Here is a 19,300-nt window from a genome sequence, read left to right on the forward strand (position 1 = left end):
ATGTTTAAAGGTGGATTGGGAAATATGATGAAGCAGGCGCAGCAAATGCAAGAGCGCATGCAAAAAGCCCAAGATGAAATCGCCCAGTTAGAAGTTACGGGTGAAGCAGGAGCTGGTATGGTGAAAGTGACCATGCTTGGCAATCACAACGTGCGTCGCGTGCATATCGATCCAAGTTTAATGGAAGACGACGATCAAGAAATGTTGGAAGACTTGATTGCTGCTGCAATCAATGATGCGGTACGTCGTGTCGAGCAAACCACGAAAGAGCGCATGGCGGAAGTGACTGGTGGAATGAATCTTCCGCCGGGCATGAAAATGCCGTTTTAAGGTGAAGTGAGAGCAACGACCATGCGCTTAAGCCCAGCCATCACAGAGTTGATCCGCGCACTGCGTATTTTGCCCGGGGTCGGGCCTAAGTCGGCACAGCGCATGGCGTTTCAGATTTTGGAGCGTCAGCGTGAAGGTGGCGCGGAATTGGCACACGCACTTACCACGGCCATTGAGAAAGTAGGGCATTGTGAGGTTTGTCGCACCCTAACTGAGCAGTCGGTGTGTGAGCTTTGTGCGGATGAACAGCGACGCGACTCTGGATTATTGTGCATTGTCGAAACCCCGGCAGATGTACTGGCGATTGAGCAAACGGGCCAGTTCCAAGGTTGCTACTTTGTCTTAATGGGGCATTTGTCACCACTCGATGGCATTGGTCCCGATGCCATCGGTTTAGACAAGCTTGCCGAGCGTCTGGCGAGCGAAGCTATCACAGAGATTATTTTAGCGACAAATCCCACCATCGAGGGGGAAGCCACGGCCCATTATATTGCTGAAATTGCCCGTCAGCAGGGTATCGCCACCTCACGTATTGCCCACGGTGTACCTGTCGGCGGTGAACTCGAGTACGTCGACCAAGCAACCCTAGGTCATGCCTTTAGCGGTCGTAAACGCGTCGAATTGGATTGAAATTAAGTCTTGAAATGACTTAGAACGTCCCCATCTTTGCCATAGTGTTATCAACAAGCGTTAGGAGAGATCACTATGGCGGAGACCCGTCAAGCTGAAACCCATGGTTTTCAAACTGAGGTGAAGCAGTTGCTTCATCTGATGATTCATTCGCTCTATTCCAACAAGGAAATTTTCTTACGTGAGCTGGTATCCAATGCTTCGGATGCGGCGGATAAGTTGCGCTTTAAAGCGTTGAGCGACAGCGCTTTACTTGGCGACGACGCTGAGCTCTTTGTGCGTGTGAGCGCCGACAAAGACGCCGGAACGATTACCATCAGCGACAATGGTATTGGGATGACACGAGACGAAGTCATGACCAACTTAGGTACCATTGCGAAATCGGGTACCGCCGACTTCTTCAGTAAGCTTTCAGGCGACGAAGCCAAAGACAGCCGTTTGATCGGTCAGTTTGGCGTCGGTTTTTATTCGGCCTTTATTGTTGCCGACAGTGTTACCGTGCGCACACGCGCAGCTGGCGTAGCTGCCAACGAGGCGGTTGAATGGCATTCAAAAGGCGAGGGCGAGTTTGACCTACGTGCCATTGAGAAAGCGCAGCGCGGCACCGACATCATTCTCCACGTTCGTGACGATGCGAAAGAGTTCGTCGACGAGTTCCGTTTGCGTGGCATCATTACCAAGTATTCGGATCACTTGAGCATTCCAGTGCAAATGCCAGAGCGTGATGACGATGGCAAATTGACTGAGTGGCAAGCTGTGAACTCAGGTCAAGCGCTGTGGACCCGCGAAAAAAGCGACATTAGCGACGACGAATATAAAGAATTCTACAAAACGATTGCCCATGACTTTGAAGATCCTCTGTTGTGGAGTCACAACAAAGTGGAAGGGACGCAGGAATATACCAGCTTGTTGTACATTCCCAAGCGTGCGCCGTGGGACTTGTGGAACCGCGATCAGCAGCACGGCATTAAGTTGTATGTAAAACGCGTATTCATTATGGATGACGCGCAGCAATTAATGCCAAGTTATTTGCGCTTTGTGCGTGGTTTGATGGACTCGAATGACCTACCTCTGAACGTTTCACGTGAAATTTTGCAAGACAACAAAATTACCCGTGCAATGCGTAGCGGCAGCACCAAAAAAGTGTTGAGCTTGTTGAGTAAGTTGGCCAAAGACAAACCTGAAGACTATCAAGAGTTCTGGAATACCTTTGGTACTGTCTTGAAAGAAGGCCCGGCTGAGGACCATGCCAACCAAGAGAAAATCGCAAGCTTACTGCGTTTTGCCTCGACCCATGAAGACAATGCCGAAGCAACGGTGAGCTTAGATGCGTACATTGAACGCATGCCTGAGCAGCAGGACAAAATTTACTACATTGTTGCGGATAGCTATGAAGCTGCGCGTGACAACCCTGCGTTGGAGATTTTCCGCAAGAAAGGGGTTGAAGTATTATTGCTGTCTGAGCGGATTGACGAGTGGTTGATGAGCCATCTCACCGAATACAAAGAAAAAGCATTCCAAAGTGTTACCCGTGGTGATCTCGATTTGGGTGACTTGGAAGATGATGCAGCGAAGCAGCAGCAAGAAGAACTGGAAAACGCCTTTAAGGATCAAGCTGAGCGTTTCAGCAACGCTTTGGGCGACAAGGTAAAATCAGTGCGAGCTACGCATCGTCTGACCAGTTCACCAGCGTGTATTGTCACCGATGATAATGACATGAGCACACAAATGGCAAAACTGATGGAAGCTGCGGGTCAAAAAGTGCCAGAAACCAAGTACATTTTTGAGATTAACCCGGAGCACGCGTTGGTGCAGCAGGTGGTTGCGCTTGAGGATGAAGACAAGTTTGCCGAGTGGGCGCAACTGTTGTTGGACCAAGCAACCTTAGCCGAACGGGGCAGCCTAAAAGACCCTGCGCAGTTTGTTGGACGTTTGAATCGTCTGATGATGGAATTAACCAACGGTAAGTTGAGTTAGTTTTAGCGTCGAAACAGCTTTACAAAATACTGAGCATTGTCGACCAAAGTTGGCAATGCTCGGACTTGTAAAGCACGCCGCTAGGGGGTAAAGTTCGACCTAATTACAACAACGCTAACCAGATACAATTAGGAAAGAGGTTTAGATGCGCATTATCCTGTTGGGCGCGCCTGGCGCCGGGAAAGGCACGCAAGCACAGTTCTTGATGAAAACCTTTGGGATCCCTCAGATCTCAACCGGTGACATGTTACGAGCTGCAATTAAAGCGGGTACCGAATTAGGTCAACAAGCGAAAGCGGTGATGGATGCAGGGAAACTTGTATCAGACGACATCATGATTGGGCTTGTGAAAGAACGGATTGCGCAACCTGATTGCCAAAACGGCTTTTTGCTCGACGGGTTCCCTCGCACCATCCCACAAGCGGATGCGATGCAAGAGGCTGATATCAGCATTGATGTGGTATTAGAGTTTGCCGTACCAGATGATGTGATCGTCGCGCGTATGAGCGGACGTCGCGTGCACCCAGGTTCTGGTCGCGTGTATCATGTCGACTACAACCCACCACAAGTGGCGGGCAAAGACGATGTAACCGGTGAAGACTTAATTATCCGTGATGATGATAAAGAAGAAACCGTGCGTAAGCGTCTGGCAATTTATCATGAACAAACCGAGCCATTGGTTGCGTATTATCGTAAACTAGCTGAGCAAGGTAACACGGCGTTCCATAACATTGATGGCACGCGTGATGTGGAAACCATCAGCAAAGAGCTAGGTACGTTACTCGGGTAACCCTGGCGCGTTGCAGATGCTTTTCAAAAAACCCACCTTGCGTGGGTTTTTTTATGCCGTCGACACTAAGGAGAATAATAATGATGGTCGAACTACCTATTACACTGATGTATGCCGGTTTACTTGGCTTACTTTATTTTGTCTTATCGGTGGGCGTGATCCGCTTGCGTTGGCGCGACCGCGTTGGCATTGGGGCCGGTGATTCAAAAGATTTAAAAGTGGCCATTCGGGTGCATGCGAACTTTGCTGAGTACGTGCCCTTACAAGTACTGTTTCTCGCCTTGATGGAACTCAGTGGTGCCAGCACGCTCTTGTTGCATGCGCTCGGCGGTTTATTGTTTATTGCGCGTGTTTGTCATCCGATTGGCATGCACATGACCGTAGGGCCTTCACTGCCGCGTATGGTTGGGATGGGCGGTACCTTTATCGTGCTGTTGTTACAAGCAGGGTATTTGATTGGCTATGGAGTGATGGCACAGTTATGACGCAGGCATTACTCCAAGGTGTGCACCGTTTTGGCAACCCTGAAGGGGCCAAACTGGTGTTGTTGCACAGCTCACAAAGCAATACTGGTCAATGGCGCGCGCTGATTCAGGCACTACAGAACGACTTCGATTGTATTGGCGTGGATTTACTCGGCTACGGCAGTGCGCCGAAGGCAGATCTAGCCAAAGGCGAAGCCTTTCGTTTTGAAGACGAATTGACGCGTGTGGTTGAGGGCGTCAAAGGCCTTATCGGTACCCAACCGATCGCCTTAGTCGGCCATTCATATGGCGGTGCCTTGGCGTTAAAAATGGCCTTCGAACAGCACCTCGATGTACGTGCGTTGGCGATGTTTGAGCCGGTCGCATTTCATTTACTGGAGGCCGACGAACCGGCGCGTGTAGAAATTGAAGCAATTGCGGCGCAAATGCACCAACACGATGCGCTCGCTGCAACCACAGCCTTTGTTGATTATTGGAACTTCCCTGGCTTTTTCGCCGGGCTGCCGGCAAAAATGCAACAGTTGATGGCGTCGCAAGCGAGCAAAGTTGCGTTGGATTTTGCTGCTTTGATGGGCGAGCCGCACGCACCAAGTGCTTATCAGCAGATGAACCTACCGGTATTGCTGTTGACCGGCAGTCACACACAACAAAGTGCGAAGCGCGTCGCAGTACAACTGTTACAAGTGCTGCCAAAGGTTGACCATCAGCAGTTGGATTGTGGTCACATGGGGCCATTGACGCATCCGCAGTTGGTGAATCCACTGCTGATCGCGTTCTTGCATCAGCACAAGGACGCACTACGTGTCTGATTTCCTTGCGCCGCGTGCTGAGTTTGCGTTGTTTCGTGAGCAACCGGAATTGGTTTACCTCGATAGTGCTGCGAGTTATCAAGTCCCCGATGCCGTGCTCCAGCGTTTTGTTAGCTACTACCAGCAGCAACATGCCAATGCCCATCGAGGGAGCTATCCGTTAGCGCAGCGTGCAACTGCACTGCTGGAGGGCGCCCGGACAGAAATTGCGGCGTGGATCGGCGCAGGCGCTGACGAGGTGGTGTTTACCTCTGGCGCAACGCAAAGCTTTAATATGTTGGCGCAGGGGTTGCAACTGGACTGGCAAGCCGGTGATGAGATTGTCCTCTCACGCGCTGAGCATCACGCCAACCTGTTGCCGTGGCAACGACTAGCAGAACAACATCAACTGAAGTTACGTTGGCTCGATCTTGATCCGGTGCGCGGTACTTTGACCGACGCTTGGACCGATGTTATTGGCCCGCGTTGTAAACTTGTCGCGGTAACCCTCGCCAGCAATGTGACTGGCCAACGCTTACCGGTGCGTGCCATATGTCAACGCGCGCATGCCGTTGGCGCGGTGTGTGTCGTTGATGCTGCGCAAGCTGTGGCCAGCGTGGCAATTGACGTTGCCGCCCTGGAATGTGACGCGTTGACGTTCTCAGCCCATAAAATGTATGGCGTGACTGGCTGCGGTGTGTTGTACCTGCGTCAGTCATTGCAAGCACGTTTAGCGCCCACGCTACTTGGTGGCGGCATGGTTACTACGGTGACGAGCAGTACCAGTGAGTGGCAAACTAATCTCCATCGCTTCGAGGCCGGTACGCCAAACACGGCTGCGATAGTGACCTGCCAAGCAGCGATGCAATGGCTCGAGCAACAGCGTCAAGCTGGTTTAAAGGACTACTTGCAACAGCTGGCGCAGGAGCTGCGTCAACAACTGACCAAGCGTCCTTGGTTAACGCTACTGCCGCAAAGTGACGATGGGCTCGCGCTGGTAAGTTTTTACAGCGAGGCGGTGCACGCGTTTGATTTAGCCACCTTTTTGGCGGAAGCAGGCATTGCTGTACGCGCCGGAAGTCATTGCGCGCAACCTTTATTACGTGATTGGGGCCATGAAGCGGTGGTCAGAGTGTCCTTCGCAGCCTATAATACCCGGCTTGATTCGATGCGCCTCTGTGAAGCGCTCGATGAAGCTTACCACTTGTTTGTCAATCCTGATTAAGAGACGTTCTGGATGAACCGCACGAAGTCCATGCCACACCCCGATCATTGGTGGGGTGAATCGAAAAAATTATTCCGTTTAACTGGGCCTATTTTGATCGCGCAGTTAACGCAAATGTTGATGAACGTTGTCGATACGGTCATGGCCGGTCGTATCAGTGCGACCGACTTGGCAGCAGTATCTGTGGGCGGCAGTATTTGGTTTCCCTCAACGCTATTAGTGTTTGGTATTAGCCTGGCCTTAGCGCCAGTTATTTCGCACTTTGATGGTGCCAATAAGCGCAATAAAGTCGCCAATATCACCCAACAAGGCTTTTATGCTGCAGCCTTCGGGAGTCTGCTGTGTTTGGCTGTGATTCTTTGTGCGCCACTCATTCTGAACGCTATGGACGTTGAAGATGCGTTTCGTACCATCACTTTAGACTATTTAAGCTACCTGATTTGGGCAATTCCAGCGCTGGTGCTGTACATGGTGTTGCGTAACTTCTGTGAAGGCTTATCGCACACGGTGCCATCGTTGGTGATCGGGGTGTTAGGTCTGTTGGTTAACATTCCAGCCAACTACATCTTGATCAACGGTAAATTCGGAGCTCCTGCGCTTGGCGGTGCCGGTTGTGGCTTGGCTACAGCGATTGTGTTGTGGGTGATGGCGTTGGGGATGTTGGTGTACGTGATGTGGACCAAACGCTTTAAAACCATCGGTTTGTTTAACAAGTGGTTTAAACCTGATTGGGACGATATTTGGTACATTATTCGTATCGGTTTTCCGATTGCCACTGCGATTTTCTTTGAAGTGAGTTTGTTTGCCGCAGCTGCCTTGGTCATTGCTCCGCTTGGCGCCACTGTGGTTGCCAGTCATCAGATAGCACTGAATATATCCTCGTTGGTGTACATGGTGCCGTTGAGTTTGTCGATGGCAGTAACGCTACGGGTTGGCTTCGCACTAGGCGCGGGCAATCCAGCGAATGCGATGTTAAGTCACAAATTAGCGACCATTTATGGCATGACCTTTGCCGCCGTCAATGGCTTGATTATGTGGCTCGGTGGCGCTTGGTTGGCGAGCTTGTACACCAACGATCAGGTGGTGATTCAAGTGTCTGCAACCTTAATGGGCTTGGCTGCCATTTTCACCCTGTCGGACACCTTCCAGGCGGTAGCAATGGGAACCTTACGTGGATATAAAGATACGAAAGTGGTGATGTTGATCACCTTTGTTTCGTATTGGCCATTTGGTTTAACTGCCGGTATTTTGTTGTCACGTACCGATTACCTCGGTCCGCAGATGGGTGCCGCAGGGATGTGGGTCGGTTTTATTATCGGTCTAACGATTGCAGCAGTGTTGCTGACCTGGCGCTTACGCAAGGTCAGCCGCGATTACGATAAAAATCTGCTGCAACAGCTCAACGACGACGCTGATGCAACACAGCCAGCACGTCCGTAAGTTCCAGTTGTTCACTGTGCAGTAAGACCAGCAAGTGATACAGCAAATCTGCACTTTCATTTAACAGTTCTTCGCGGTCGCCAGTGGCGGCCGCGAGCGCAACTTCAACACCTTCCTCACCGACCTTTTGAGCGACGCGTTTGCTGCCTTCGGCAAGCAGCCGTTCAGTATAACTACCGCTCTGTGCATCTGGCTGCCGTTGTTGAATGACGCGCATCAGATGTTGTAATAAGGGTTGTTCGGCAAACTGGTTATCATTCTGGTTACCACTCTGGTTATCACTAAAGCAGCTCTCAGTGCCGAGATGACAGGTGGGGCCTTGGGGTAGGGCAACTACCAGCAGGCTATCCGCATCGCAATCGGTATGTACTGCCTGCAACGCAAGGTAGTGGCCGGACTGTTCTCCTTTGCACCAAAGTCGCTGTTTACTGCGGCTATAGAAGGTGACACGACCTGAAGCTAAGGTTTGTTGCAACGCCTCTGGGTTCATGTAGCCCTGCATCAGTACTGTGCCAGAATAGGGGTGTTGCACAATCGCAGGCAGCAGTTGTTGTTGCTTGGCAAAGTCGAGTTGGTTGATGGTCTCGAGCGTGACTTGCATTAACCTTTTCCTCCATCGGTGTAGCGTACCGGAATCGCCGCTGCGGCAAGTGTCGCTTTTACTTCAGCGACGGTAAGAACATTTTTGTGAAATACCGAGGCAGCCAGCGCGCCGTCAACGTTCGCTTGGGCAAAAACATCAACGAAATGCTGGGCACTGCCAGCACCACCAGACGCAATCAGCGGCACCGGACAAGCGGCGCGAATGGTTGCCAGTTGATCGATGTCATAACCATCACGAACGCCATCTTGATTCATACAGTTTAGGACGATTTCACCGGCGCCTCGGGCGACCACTTCGTTGACCCAATCGAGGGTCTGCCAGCGTGTCGCTTGAGTTTTACGCTCATCGCCGGTGAATTGATAGACTGAATAGCGGCCGCTGTCAGCATCATAAAAGCTATCAATGCCAATCACCACACATTGCTGGCCGAACTCTTCCACCAGTTGGTTGATGAGGTCTGGGTTACGCAGGGCGGGTGAGTTGATGGAAATTTTGTCGGCGCCCATGGCGAGCATCTCACGCGCTTGTGCGATAGAGCTGATACCACCGGCGACGGTAAACGGAATATCAATTACTCGAGCGATCCGCTCCACCCAAGACTTGTCCACCACACGGGCATCAGATGATGCAGTAATATCATAAAACACCAGCTCGTCCGCGCCTGCTTGCGCATAGCGCTCGGCCAAAGGCTCGATGGCGCCAATAATCTCATGGTTACGGAATTGCACGCCTTTGACGACTTGGCCATCACGAACATCTAGGCAGGGGATAATGCGTTTTGCCAGCATGTCATTGCCTCCTCAAGGGTGAATTGTTGGGTTAATAGAGCCTTACCAAGAATCGCACTGGCACAGCCAATGGCCCGCAACTGGCGTAAGTCGTCTAAGCAAGCAGCGCCGCCAGAGGCCTGCACGTGCAGCTGTGGGTAGCGTTGTTGCAGCATTTGATAGAGGGCACTATTGTAGCCGCTAAGCATGCCGTCTTTGGCGATATCGGTACACAAGACATGCCGCAAACCGTCCGGTAAAAAACGCTCTATGGCGTCGGTTAAGGTCAGGTCTGAGGTTTGTTGCCAGCCGTGCGTGGCAACATACGCGGTGCCATCATCGGCAATACTCACATCTAACGATAAGACAATAGCCTCACTGCCAAATTCATTTAGCCACGCACTGACGAGTTCAGGTTGTTGGACGGCGAGAGAGCCAATCACGACGCGTTTGACGCCGCAATCAAACAATTGCTCTAGGTCAGCACGCGTGCGTAGGCCACCGCCCACTTGCAGTTGCATAGGTAATGCTTCGGCTAAGCGTGTGATACTCGTAAGTTGCCGCTGCGCCGGATCACGTGCGCCATCAAGGTCGACCACGTGCAACCAGGTTGCTCCAGCCTTAGCGTAAGCTTGGGCAATAGGTAACGGGTCGCTGGCAAAGGTGGTTTGTCGGCTAAAATCACCTTGTTGCAGACGCACAACCTCACCACCGATTAAATCAAGTGCTGGAATTAACATCGTTAAGCTCCAAAAAGTTCTTCAAAATTTGTGCACCGACAGCGCCTGAGCGCTCTGGGTGAAATTGCGCACCAAAGAAGTTGCGATAACCAATCATGGCTGAGAAAGCTTGCCCGTAGTCACTACTGGCGAGCGTTACCGGGCTGATGGGCACGGCATAGCTGTGCACAAAGTAACAATAGGTGGGCGTTGGTAAGTGCTGCAGCAGCGGGTGCGTTTGTTCAGCTGTGATGGTGTTCCAGCCCATATGCGGCAGTGGCAGACCAGCGTTGCTAAGCGCCTTGGTTTGCGTTGGGATCACGCCAAGACAAGCAACCTCGCCTTCACTGGAAAACTCGGTGAGCAGCTGCATCCCTAAACAAATGCCCAGTACCGGTTGTGTGAGCTGTTGCAGCGTGGTGACTAAGTCGCGTGCCTGAAGTTCACGCATGGCGGCGGCAGCGGTTCCCACGCCGGGTAAAATGACCCGTTCAGCGCCGCGAATTGTTGCCGCATCAGCACTAACGAGAGGGCTTACCCCTAAGCGTTCAAGGGCGAACCGCACCGACGTGAGGTTGGCGCATTGGGTATCAACAATAACGACACTCATGCCAGCATCCCCTTACTTGAAGGCAAGCTACTATCGTTGGTGCGCGCAACCGCTTGGCGCAAGGCGCGGCCAAACACTTTAAAGAGGCTTTCGACTTGGTGGTGACTGTTGCCCTCGGTGGTGGAGAGGTGTAGTGACACCGCCATCGCATCACTGAGCGAACGGAAAAAGTGACCGACCATCTCAGTGGCGAGGCCGCCGACCTGATCGCGGCTAAAAGGGGCGTCGAATTTTAAATAGGGGCGCCCCGATAAATCAATCAGACACTCAGCTCGGCACTCATCCATCGGTAGGGCAAAGCCAAAGCGGCCAATGCCGCGTTTACTACCAAGGGCTTGGCGTAGCGCTTGACCGAGTGCCAGTGCAGTGTCTTCCACGGTGTGGTGCTCATCAATGTGCAAGTCACCTTGGACCGAGACCTTTAGCGCAATGCCAGCGTGTGTTGCGATTTGATCCAGCATGTGGTCAAAAAAGCCAATGCCGGTGCTGATTTGCGCAGGCGCTTGCTGATCGAGGTCAAGCTCAATTCGAATTTGCGTTTCGTTGGTATCGCGGGCTACCGTGGCAACCCGTGGACGATCGAGGAGTTGGTGCTGAATCGCTTGCCAATTTAAGCGCTCACGGTCGTACTTTAATCCGCCAATGCCCATGTTGTCTGCCAGTTGTAGGTCGGTGTCACGGTCACCAATTACCCAAGACTTGGCAAAATCGATGCGCCCTTGTTGCAGATAGTCTTTAACCAAGCCAAGGTTGGGCTTGCGGCAACTACAGTTTTGTTCAGCAAAATGCGGGCAAATCAAGACGTCATCAAAGGTAATTCCCTGTGAGCTAAAGACTGCCATCATCAATGCGTGCGGCGCATCAAAGTCGGCTTGGGGAAAGCTTTCGGTACCTAAACCATCTTGATTGGAGACCATGACTAAACGGTAGCCTGCGGCTTGCAATGCGAGCAGGGCCGGAATGACGCCGGGCTCAAACACCAATTTGTCGATACTATCCAATTGCTTATCAATGGCGGGCTCTTCCACCAAGGTGCCGTCACGGTCAATAAAAAGGATCGGTTGTGCACTCATGCCGGTAAAACCTCCAATAAACGAGTGATGTCATCGGCGCTGCCGATACTGATGCGAATACATTGTGGTAGCCCAGGCTGGCTCGATTGATCGCGGATCAAAACGCCCTGTTGTTGACAGCGTTGCACTAAGCTTTGGGCATCGGCCACGTTGACCAACACAAAGTTTGTGGTGCTGGGCCAAATTTTCTTGACCCACGCGCGCTGTTGGAGGGCTGCGATCAAACGCTCACGTTGTTCAGCGATACGCTGTAACTGTTGTTGCATCACCATAATAGCCTCACAGCTTAACCCGTGGGTGGCTTCGCTAATGGTCGGTGACGGCAATGGATACGGTGCAATGACTTTACTGAGCACGGCAATGATTTCTGGCGCGGCAATTGCAAAGCCACAGCGTAGGCCGGCACGCCCAAAAGCTTTCGAGAGGGTGCGCAACACGACCAGTTGCGGATAACGCGCGAGCAGGGCAGCACTATCAAATTGCGGGTGATTACTGTCGACAAATTCAATATAAGCTTGGTCTAGAATCACCAAAGCCTCGTTGCCCACAGCGTCAAGCAAACGTTCAAGCGCACGTGTCTTGACCATGTTGCCGAGTGGGTTGGAGGGGCTGCAGATAAATATCAATTTGATCTTCGCTTGCGTGCGATCTAAACAGCGCGTGATCATTGCCTCGGTGGCCAACTGTAAGCTGCCATCTTCCGCTGCTTGTAATGGACAATCCACCACCTGAGCACCATGGGTTGCTGCGCTAATGGCATACATACCATAGGTTGGTGTGGTGATCATTACGGCATCTTGGCCTGGCTCACAGAAGCTCCGGATCAATAACTCGATGGCTTCGTCACTACCACGACAACTGAGGATCTGTTCGCGTGTTACCCCGGCATAGTCCGCATAGGCTTGGTTCAACGCGGTATTTTGAAAGTCGGGATAACGAAACCATTGTTCTTGCGTGCTCGCCGCTGGTGTTGTGGGCGCTTCGTTGGCATTCAGCCAAACCGTTCCTCCGCTGGCACTGCGCCGCGCAGAAACATAGGGCTTCACTGTGGCTAAGTGTTGGCGCTGAAGGCGCTCGACAAAAGCACTCATGAGGACTCCTCCAAACGGATCGTGACTGCGCGGGCGTGCGCATCTAAACCTTCCAGTGTTGCCAGTTGGGTAATGGCTGGAGCGAGTTGCTGTAAGCCAGAACGCGTGACCTTTTGACTGGTGTAACGTCGGTAAAAATCGAGCAAGCCTAAGCTGCCATAAGTTGCCGCCATGCCATATGTGGGTAACACATGGTTGGTACCGGTGGCATAATCACCACCAGCTTCAGGTGTGTAAGGACCGATAAACAGTGAGCCGGCAAGGGTAAGTTGCTCAGCAAGCTGGTCGGCCTGCTCGGTTTGAACCGACAAATGCTCTGGCGCGTAGGCTTGGCTAATTGCCACCGCTTGTTGCAAACTTTCAACTTCAATCAAGGCACTGTTGGCCAGCGCTTGACGGGCGATATCAGCGCGTGGGAGTTGCTCTAATTGCAGCTCGATTTGGGCACGCACTCGGGCGATAAAGCTGGCCTCGGTGGCGAGTAACAACACTTGTGAGTCAGCGCCATGTTCTGCCTGCGACAACAAATCAGCGGCGACAAAGGCTGGGTTTGCTTGTGCATCGGCAATCACTAACAATTCCGAAGGGCCTGCGGGCATATCAATGGCGGCACCGTTAGGGTCTTGCGCGACCGCTTGTTTGGCTGCGGTGACAAAGCTATTGCCCGGGCCAAAAATTTTCCGCACCGGCGCAATGCTGTCCGTGCCATAGGCAAGTGCCGCGATGGCTTGGGCACCACCACAACGATACACCTCGGTAATACCACAGAGTTGCGCAGCATAGAGCAAGGCCGGCGCGAGCTCGCCATTGGTATCGGGAGGACTAACCAACACGACCCGGTTACAGCCGGCCAATTGCGCCGGTACACCGAGCATTAACGCGGTCGAAGGCAGGACCGCCGTGCCGCCCGGAATATAGAGGCCAACTGCATCAAGTGCGGCATAGCGCAGTTCACAGGTGACCCCCGGCACGGTGGTTACTTGCAGGTTCTGCGGTTGTTGCGCTTGGTGAAACGCACGAATAGTGTCGTAGGCTTGGGCAATGGCTGCTTTGCTGGTGTCATCCAAGGTGGCAACGCGTGCGGCAATGGCGGTACTGTCGTAGCGCAAGTCATCCAGCTGCGGACAATCAAACTGCCGCGTGTAAGCGAGTACCGCAGCATCACCTTGCTGGCGCACCTTGGTAAGAATGTCAGCGACGATAGCTTGCACATCGTTTTGTACGACCTGAGCTGGGCGTTGCAATAGCGCCATTTGCTCTGCCGTGGTCAATTGCGACCAGTTAAAGGTTCGTTGTTGTAAATCAAGGGCGGGTACTGGCATTTGCGTTACCCCATCATCTTTTCAATAGGGAGCACGAGGATTGAGCTACAGCCGATGGCCTTGAGCTCTTCCATAGTTTCCCAAAACAAGGTTTCGGTGCTGACTGCGTGTACGGCAACCATTTGTTCGTTGTGACTGAGCGGCAAAATGGTCGGGTCCTCGGCACCTGGGAGTAGGGTAGCGACTTGCTGCAGTGCGGCTTTAGGCGCGTGCAACATGATGTATTTGCTCTCTTTTGCCAGCTGGACACCATCTAAGCGAGGAAGCAGTTGGTCCACCAAGGCTTGCTTGGCAGGTGAAAGTGCTTCAGGACGCTGAATCAATTGCGCTTGGCTGGTAAAAATGACGTCTTTTTCTTGTAAGCCATTGGCTTCGAGGGTGGCCCCGGTTGAAACCAGATCACAGATGGCATCAGCTAAGCCAGCGCGCGGCGCGACTTCAACACTACCGGTAAGAACCGCAGTACTAGCTTGAATACCTTGTTGCTTCAAATAGTTTTGCAATAAATACGGATAGGTGGTGGCAATACGCTTGCCATTGAGGTCAGTTAAGCACTGGTAGCTGTCTTCTTTTGGTACGGCTATCGACAGGCGGCATTGACCGAACTCTAACGGGCGCAAGGCTTTGTAGTCAGCATTAATGCCGGTAGCAACACGCTCAAGGCGTGTTTCTTCGAGGACGTTTTCGCCAACAAAGCCAAGATCAACCACGCCGTCCATCACTAAGCCAGGAATGTCGTCGTCGCGCACGCGCAGCAAATCAATCGGTTGGTTTTGGCTATGCGCCAGTAAGCGCGCTTCGTGCAAGTTGAATTTAATTCCACAAGCCTTGAGCAACTTAATCGATTGCTCACTGAGGCGTCCTGACTTTTGTACCGCAATAGTTAAACGTTGATTCTGGGTCGCTGCGACCATAATGCTAAACTCCTATAAAAAAACCCCGACAGGTTGCCCTTCGGGGTTTAGTAGTGATGAAGGCAACCACTCACGTGCTAGCCCTCTGCGTATGCAACGCGGCTAACAGTTCTTATTTGAGTGATGATGGTGCCAAGTTGTATAACGCATGATTGTTCCTTTTGGATAATGTGATAACGATTGTATTTCTTGAGAAATAGCATTTCAAGCCTTAATTTTGTTCGCTTCTAGATTTGTTGTATGGCAAGTTGTATAGTTTTAGTGGTGGCGTTCGGCGTTGAATCAACCGTGGCTATTCGAGCATGAATACGCTAATCTAGCGGCCATTGCCTCGCCTCAATCATTACGTAGCCGATGACTCGAATTGCTGATTACTTTCAACCTGATAGCGTACTTGCTGATGCCTTGCCCGGATTTTCGCCGCGTCCAGCGCAAACCGAAATGGCAACGGCAATCGCCACCACGCTAAAGAAAAAGCAGCAGCTCGTTGTCGAAGCCGAAACTGGTACGGGCAAAACCTATGCCTACCTAGTTCCGATCTTGAAAGGGTCGGGACATGCGATGATTTCCACGGGTACAAAAGCCTTACAAGAACAGCTCTTTCACCGTGACTTACCGGCGCTGCGCGATGCTATTGCCCCAGAAAAACAAGTGAGCTTGCTCAAAGGGCGCAGTAACTATTTGTGCTTGCATCGTTTAGCCCAAAGCCAAGCACAAGCGACGGAGTTCACCAAGCTGGTACAGAAGCAGCTGGTCGAAGTGAAGCGCTGGTCCATCCACACTGAAGACGGCGATGTTGGCGGTTTAAGCTCGCTCCCGGAAGATGCTGAGGTGCTGCCTCACGTAACTAGCACGGTGGACAACTGTTTAGGTCGTGACTGTCCAGATTATGAAAAATGTCACCTAGTGCTGGCGCGTAAGCGGGCGCTTGAAGCGGATATTGTGGTGGTGAACCATCATTTGTTTTTCGCTGATATGGCACTTAAAGATGTGGGCTTTGGGGAGCTTATCCCACACGCTGATGCTTTGGTGTTTGATGAGGCGCACCAATTACCTGACATTGCCAGCCAATATTTTGGTGAGGCGTTGGGTAGTCGCCAGTTGACCGAAATGGCGCACGATGCCAAAGCCATTTACCTAACTGAACTAAAAGACTTACGCCAGCTCGATAAAGCTGCAGATAAACTCATCGGCAGTTTACGTGACTGGCGTTTGGCGTTTCCTATTGATCCGCAGCGCGGCAACTGGCGACAGTTTGCTGAAGCCGAAAGCGTGCAAGAGGCGGCGCAACAACTTACCGAGAGTTTGACGTTTTTTCGCGATGTTGCGAAAACCGCGCTCGGGCGTAGCCAAGACCTCGACACCTTGTACGAGCGTTGCGTGCAATTCATCCATATCTGGAATCTGCTGCAGGATACCCAGCGCACCGGATATAGTTTCTGGTATGAAACCACACCACGGCATGTGGTGTTGCACCAGACGCCGCTCCAAGTTGCCGATAAATTTGGCCGTTACGTGCGTGATTCCGATGCGGCTTGGGTGTTTACTTCCGCGACCTTGGCCATTGGGGAAGATTTTGGTCATTTTACCCGTTTGCTGGGGTTAGATGATGCGCAAACCTTATGTTTACCAAGTCCGTTTGAGTTTGCCAAGCAAGGTCTGTTGTGTGTGCCGCGCTTCTTACCGCAACCGCAGCAGCGCGAAATGTTGCCAGAGCTGGTGCAGATTGCCACCAAAGTATTGGATGCAAATCGTAACGGTGGCACCTTCTTATTGTTCACTAGTCATCGTATGTTGCAATTGGTTGCGAGACAGCTGGAAGCCTTAACGAATCGTCCGCTATTTATTCAAGGCAGCATGAACAAACGTGAACTGTTACGTGATTTTATTCATGCCGGGAATGGAGTATTGCTGGGTACCTCATCATTTTGGGAAGGCGTGGATGTGCGTGGCTCAGCGTTGACCTGCGTGATTATTGATAAGCTGCCATTTGCGGCGCCAGATGATCCGCTGTTGCAGGCGCGTATCGAAGATTGTCGGATGCGTGGAGCGGAAGCTTTCACTCAGGTACAATTACCACCGGCGGTCATCGCCTTAAAACAAGGGGCAGGTCGTCTGATCCGCGACCGTCATGATAAAGGTGTGCTGATTGTTTGCGATCAACGCCTTGTCAGTAAACCTTATGGCCAGCAGTTTCTCGCCAGTTTGCCGCCGTTACGGCGCACCCGAGATTTGCAGCAAGCCTTAGACTTTTTGAATGAATTAACTGGAGATACCTCTGCATGACCGCTGTATTGTTAGCCATTGATACTGCTACCGAGCAATGTTCTGTTGCCTTACAAGTGGGCGAGGTAACGTACCAGCGTGCCGCCATCACGCCGCGTGAGCACTCGCAGCGCGTGCTCGGCTTTGTGGAAGAAGTGCTGGCAGAGGCTAAACTTAGTCTTGCAGATGTCGATGGCATCGTTTGCGGCTATGGTCCAGGAAGTTTTACCGGTGTGCGCATTGGTGTGGCGATTTGCCAAGGGTTAGCTTTCAGTCACACTTTGCCGGTCTATCCCGTCTCTACATTAGCGGCGTTAGCACAGCAAGCAGTGCGTAAACTTAATGCAAAAACTGTTGTCAGTGCTATAGATGCGCGTATGAATGAGGTCTATGTGGCTGGTTTTGTCGTCCAAGATGGCAGCGTACAAACGGTAACAGAACCTCAGATGGCAGCGCTAAAAGACCTCACGCAACAGCCGTGGTGGCCACACGCAGATGCTGTGGTTGGCGTTGGCACTGGTTGGCAGGCGTATGCGGAACAGCTTGATCCACAGGGTCTGGTGCAAATTTCTGCAGACGTCACCTTACCACTTGCTGAAGATATGCTAACCCTCGCTGCTAAAGTGACGCCGGTTGCTGCGGAGCAACTTGAGCCGCTTTATGTTCGCAATGAAGTTACATGGCAAAAACTGCCGGGTCGTGAATAGCGTTCGTCGGCGTAAATCAAGGAGTACAGAGTATGATGAAGTATTGGCTTACCACGATTGTGGCGTTAACCTTGAGTGCTTGTTCGGCCGTACCAGATGAACTTGCCGTTGCCGAAAACACACCATTGGTGAAGTATTCCACGGCGTTACAGAATGCCGACCAAGTTGAAGGGCAAACTGCGCGTTGGGGCGGGGTCATTGCCGAGGTGCGTAACAGTGAGCAAGGCACGTTAATCGAAGTGGTGAATTACGACCTTAACTCCTATGGACGCCCGGTGCTTTCTGACACCAGCGACGGTCGCTTCCGTGCCTACTTGGATGGTTTCATCGACCCAATGGTGTACAAAAAAGGGCGTAGTGTTACCTTCACAGGGATCATCGGCGCACCGGTAGAAGACAAAATTGATGAGTACACGTACCTGTTCCCGACCTTGAATGTTACTGGTAAGTACTTGTGGAAAGAAATCGATGAGCGTCGTGCTGAAGTGGATTACAGCTCGCTTTGGTACCGTCATTATTGGTATTCTCCGGGCTACCGTGTGTACTACCCAGTACCCGTGCAAACCAAGCCGGCACCAGCGAAAGACAATTAAATGACATCGCATAGCTACCTACAGGCTCAGCAAGTTGCTGAGCCTGTTTCGTTTCAGTTGAACTGGGGCGCGTTGGCAGGCCTGCGGTGGGGAAATCCGCAAGGGCAGGTGATCCTCGCCTTACACGGTTGGCTTGATAACGCCCACAGCTTTTTACCTATCGCCCAGCATTTTATCGATTCCGAATTGCAGTCGACCCATCAATTGGTGGCGCTGGATTGGGCGGGGCATGGTCATTCTGATCACCGGCCAACGGGCAATTACTACCCATTTTTGGACTACGTTTATGACATGGTGCAATTGTGTGAACAGCAGCAATGGTCCAAGGTGAGTGTGCTGGCCCACTCGATGGGTGGGTTTGTGGCTAACCTTTGGGCGGGCATTGAGCCAGAGCGGATCGAAAGGTTACTTGCGATTGAGGCTTTTGGCTTATTAACCAGCCCAGAAAGCGCGGTGTTAGACGATATTCGGCAAGGGTTTCGCAGCCGTTTGCGGCAGCAAGGCAAACGTCGACCTCATTATACGGATCTCAACAGTGCGGTGCTGGCGCGCGAGCAAGCCGGCGATTTTTCAACTGCCATTGCAGCATTACTGGTGGAGCGTGGCATCGAACAACTCGCCCCGAATGACTTCCGTTTCCGTGCCGATGGCCAGCTACGTTGTCGCTCGGTGATGCGCATGAGTCCGCAGCAAATCGCGACGATTTTACAGGCCATTCGTTGTCCTTATACACTACTTATTGGCAGTCAAGGTCATCGTCAACGCCTCGAGCAAGCGCTGAGCACTTGGCGAACTGCTGTACCGCAGTTACAAGTGATGGATATCGCCGGTGGTCATCATGCCCATATGGAGTCTCCAGATGCGGCGTGGCGCCAGTTTTGTGCGCTATTGGCGACCGAAAACGGCTAGTGTAAACAGGTCGGATGTGCGATGATTAGCGAAAACTAAAATGAGCCAGGAGCATCTACGC

General features: G+C 52.1%; 20 protein-coding genes. 12 read left to right on the forward strand and 8 right to left on the reverse strand.

Annotated elements, in window-relative coordinates; translation table 11 throughout:
• The 8 genes from G535_RS0109990 to G535_RS0110025 all read left to right on the forward strand — a co-directional run bounded on the left by G535_RS0109990 (position 1) and on the right by G535_RS0110025 (position 7,665).
• On the forward strand, positions 1-330 hold the full coding sequence (locus G535_RS0109990) for a YbaB/EbfC family nucleoid-associated protein (RefSeq protein WP_026861932.1): 330 nt from the start codon (positions 1-3) through the stop codon (positions 328-330).
• A 21-nt stretch (positions 331-351) separates the two neighbouring features.
• Complete coding sequence (gene recR / locus G535_RS0109995; RefSeq protein ID WP_026861933.1) at positions 352-960, forward strand: recombination mediator RecR; 609 nt, start codon at positions 352-354, stop codon at positions 958-960.
• Positions 961-1,035: 75 nt separating this feature from the next.
• Positions 1,036-2,937 (forward strand): molecular chaperone HtpG, encoded by a 1,902-nt coding sequence (gene htpG, locus G535_RS0110000; RefSeq protein ID WP_026861934.1) that lies wholly within the window; start codon positions 1,036-1,038, stop codon positions 2,935-2,937.
• A 145-nt stretch (positions 2,938-3,082) separates the two neighbouring features.
• A complete protein-coding gene (adk, locus tag G535_RS0110005) occupies positions 3,083-3,727 on the forward strand; it encodes an adenylate kinase (protein ID WP_026861935.1) in 645 nt (214 codons plus the stop codon).
• A gap of 80 nt (positions 3,728-3,807) precedes the next feature.
• Positions 3,808-4,212, forward strand: a complete 405-nt coding sequence (locus G535_RS0110010) for an MAPEG family protein (protein WP_026861936.1) — start codon at positions 3,808-3,810, stop codon at positions 4,210-4,212.
• A complete protein-coding gene (locus tag G535_RS0110015; protein ID WP_034728010.1) occupies positions 4,209-5,021 on the forward strand; it encodes an alpha/beta fold hydrolase in 813 nt (270 codons plus the stop codon). The genes G535_RS0110010 and G535_RS0110015 overlap by 4 nt, the downstream gene beginning before the upstream one ends.
• Positions 5,014-6,225 carry an aminotransferase class V-fold PLP-dependent enzyme gene (locus G535_RS13430; RefSeq protein WP_034728012.1) on the forward strand — a complete coding sequence of 404 codons (1,212 nt, stop codon included), beginning with the start codon at positions 5,014-5,016 and terminating at the stop codon, positions 6,223-6,225. Before G535_RS0110015 ends, G535_RS13430 begins: the two co-directional genes overlap by 8 nt.
• A 12-nt stretch (positions 6,226-6,237) precedes the next feature.
• The gene (locus tag G535_RS0110025; protein ID WP_420834818.1) at positions 6,238-7,665 is read left to right on the forward strand and encodes an MATE family efflux transporter; all 1,428 of its coding nucleotides are present in this window, start codon (positions 6,238-6,240) and stop codon (positions 7,663-7,665) included.
• Here G535_RS0110025 and hisIE read toward each other — a convergent pair.
• Genes hisIE through hisG form a run of 8 tightly spaced genes read right to left on the reverse strand, consistent with a single transcriptional unit; the run spans position 7,625 to position 14,765 of the window.
• Entirely contained in the window at positions 7,625-8,266 is a 642-nt protein-coding gene (hisIE, locus tag G535_RS0110030) for a bifunctional phosphoribosyl-AMP cyclohydrolase/phosphoribosyl-ATP diphosphatase HisIE (protein ID WP_026861939.1), read from the reverse strand. The two genes, G535_RS0110025 and hisIE, sit on opposite strands and share 41 nt — an antisense overlap.
• Complete coding sequence (gene hisF / locus G535_RS0110035; protein WP_026861940.1) at positions 8,266-9,057, reverse strand: imidazole glycerol phosphate synthase subunit HisF; 792 nt, start codon at positions 9,055-9,057, stop codon at positions 8,266-8,268. Before hisF ends, hisIE begins: the two co-directional genes overlap by 1 nt.
• A complete protein-coding gene (hisA, locus tag G535_RS0110040) occupies positions 9,027-9,776 on the reverse strand; it encodes a 1-(5-phosphoribosyl)-5-[(5-phosphoribosylamino)methylideneamino]imidazole-4-carboxamide isomerase (protein WP_026861941.1) in 750 nt (249 codons plus the stop codon). The genes hisF and hisA overlap by 31 nt, the downstream gene beginning before the upstream one ends.
• Positions 9,757-10,365 (reverse strand): imidazole glycerol phosphate synthase subunit HisH, encoded by a 609-nt coding sequence (hisH, locus tag G535_RS0110045; RefSeq protein WP_026861942.1) that lies wholly within the window; start codon positions 10,363-10,365, stop codon positions 9,757-9,759. Before hisH ends, hisA begins: the two co-directional genes overlap by 20 nt.
• On the reverse strand, positions 10,362-11,438 hold the full coding sequence (hisB, locus tag G535_RS0110050; protein WP_026861943.1) for a bifunctional histidinol-phosphatase/imidazoleglycerol-phosphate dehydratase HisB: 1,077 nt from the start codon (positions 11,436-11,438) through the stop codon (positions 10,362-10,364). Before hisB ends, hisH begins: the two co-directional genes overlap by 4 nt.
• Positions 11,435-12,529: a histidinol-phosphate transaminase gene (hisC, locus tag G535_RS0110055; RefSeq protein WP_026861944.1), complete on the reverse strand. Its 1,095-nt coding sequence runs from the start codon at positions 12,527-12,529 to the stop codon at positions 11,435-11,437. Before hisC ends, hisB begins: the two co-directional genes overlap by 4 nt.
• Positions 12,526-13,851 carry a histidinol dehydrogenase gene (gene hisD, locus G535_RS0110060; protein WP_026861945.1) on the reverse strand — a complete coding sequence of 442 codons (1,326 nt, stop codon included), beginning with the start codon at positions 13,849-13,851 and terminating at the stop codon, positions 12,526-12,528. The genes hisC and hisD overlap by 4 nt, the downstream gene beginning before the upstream one ends.
• 5 nt (positions 13,852-13,856) lie before the next feature.
• The gene (gene hisG / locus G535_RS0110065; protein WP_034728014.1) at positions 13,857-14,765 is read right to left on the reverse strand and encodes an ATP phosphoribosyltransferase; all 909 of its coding nucleotides are present in this window, start codon (positions 14,763-14,765) and stop codon (positions 13,857-13,859) included.
• Positions 14,766-15,119: 354 nt separating this feature from the next.
• Between hisG and G535_RS0110070 the strand changes: the two genes are divergently transcribed.
• Genes G535_RS0110070 through G535_RS13435 form a run of 4 tightly spaced genes read left to right on the forward strand, consistent with a single transcriptional unit; the run spans position 15,120 to position 19,239 of the window.
• A complete protein-coding gene (locus G535_RS0110070; RefSeq protein WP_026861947.1) occupies positions 15,120-17,051 on the forward strand; it encodes a DNA repair helicase YoaA in 1,932 nt (643 codons plus the stop codon).
• Positions 17,048-17,737 (forward strand): tRNA (adenosine(37)-N6)-threonylcarbamoyltransferase complex dimerization subunit type 1 TsaB, encoded by a 690-nt coding sequence (tsaB, locus tag G535_RS0110075; protein WP_026861948.1) that lies wholly within the window; start codon positions 17,048-17,050, stop codon positions 17,735-17,737. Before G535_RS0110070 ends, tsaB begins: the two co-directional genes overlap by 4 nt.
• Before the next feature lie 32 nt (positions 17,738-17,769).
• Positions 17,770-18,330 (forward strand): Slp family lipoprotein, encoded by a 561-nt coding sequence (locus G535_RS0110080; protein WP_241970441.1) that lies wholly within the window; start codon positions 17,770-17,772, stop codon positions 18,328-18,330.
• A complete protein-coding gene (locus tag G535_RS13435; protein WP_034728017.1) occupies positions 18,331-19,239 on the forward strand; it encodes an alpha/beta fold hydrolase in 909 nt (302 codons plus the stop codon).
• The last annotated feature ends 61 nt before the right edge of the window (positions 19,240-19,300 follow it).

Source organism: Pseudidiomarina sediminum DSM 21906 (genome assembly GCF_000423165.1).
Lineage (GTDB): Bacteria > Pseudomonadota > Gammaproteobacteria > Enterobacterales > Alteromonadaceae > Pseudidiomarina > Pseudidiomarina sediminum.

What these genes read in the sequence shown, in the direction of transcription:
- G535_RS0109990 (WP_026861932.1), top strand. Translation starts at nt 1, where the DNA reads ATGTTTAAAGGTGGATTGGGAAATATGATGAAGCAGGCGCAGCAAATG.
- recR (WP_026861933.1), top strand. Translation starts at nt 352, where the DNA reads ATGCGCTTAAGCCCAGCCATCACAGAGTTGATCCGCGCACTGCGTATT.
- htpG (WP_026861934.1), top strand. Translation starts at nt 1,036, where the DNA reads ATGGCGGAGACCCGTCAAGCTGAAACCCATGGTTTTCAAACTGAGGTG.
- adk (WP_026861935.1), top strand. Translation starts at nt 3,083, where the DNA reads ATGCGCATTATCCTGTTGGGCGCGCCTGGCGCCGGGAAAGGCACGCAA.
- G535_RS0110010 (WP_026861936.1), top strand. Translation starts at nt 3,808, where the DNA reads ATGATGGTCGAACTACCTATTACACTGATGTATGCCGGTTTACTTGGC.
- G535_RS0110015 (WP_034728010.1), top strand. Translation starts at nt 4,209, where the DNA reads ATGACGCAGGCATTACTCCAAGGTGTGCACCGTTTTGGCAACCCTGAA.
- G535_RS0110025 (WP_420834818.1), top strand. Translation starts at nt 6,238, where the DNA reads ATGAACCGCACGAAGTCCATGCCACACCCCGATCATTGGTGGGGTGAA.
- hisIE (WP_026861939.1), bottom strand. Translation starts at nt 8,266, where the DNA reads ATGCAAGTCACGCTCGAGACCATCAACCAACTCGACTTTGCCAAGCAA.
- hisF (WP_026861940.1), bottom strand. Translation starts at nt 9,057, where the DNA reads ATGCTGGCAAAACGCATTATCCCCTGCCTAGATGTTCGTGATGGCCAA.
- hisA (WP_026861941.1), bottom strand. Translation starts at nt 9,776, where the DNA reads ATGTTAATTCCAGCACTTGATTTAATCGGTGGTGAGGTTGTGCGTCTG.
- hisH (WP_026861942.1), bottom strand. Translation starts at nt 10,365, where the DNA reads ATGAGTGTCGTTATTGTTGATACCCAATGCGCCAACCTCACGTCGGTG.
- hisB (WP_026861943.1), bottom strand. Translation starts at nt 11,438, where the DNA reads ATGAGTGCACAACCGATCCTTTTTATTGACCGTGACGGCACCTTGGTG.
- hisC (WP_026861944.1), bottom strand. Translation starts at nt 12,529, where the DNA reads ATGAGTGCTTTTGTCGAGCGCCTTCAGCGCCAACACTTAGCCACAGTG.
- hisD (WP_026861945.1), bottom strand. Translation starts at nt 13,851, where the DNA reads ATGCCAGTACCCGCCCTTGATTTACAACAACGAACCTTTAACTGGTCG.
- hisG (WP_034728014.1), bottom strand. Translation starts at nt 14,765, where the DNA reads ATGGTCGCAGCGACCCAGAATCAACGTTTAACTATTGCGGTACAAAAG.
- G535_RS0110070 (WP_026861947.1), top strand. Translation starts at nt 15,120, where the DNA reads ATGACTCGAATTGCTGATTACTTTCAACCTGATAGCGTACTTGCTGAT.
- tsaB (WP_026861948.1), top strand. Translation starts at nt 17,048, where the DNA reads ATGACCGCTGTATTGTTAGCCATTGATACTGCTACCGAGCAATGTTCT.
- G535_RS0110080 (WP_241970441.1), top strand. Translation starts at nt 17,770, where the DNA reads ATGATGAAGTATTGGCTTACCACGATTGTGGCGTTAACCTTGAGTGCT.
- G535_RS13435 (WP_034728017.1), top strand. Translation starts at nt 18,331, where the DNA reads ATGACATCGCATAGCTACCTACAGGCTCAGCAAGTTGCTGAGCCTGTT.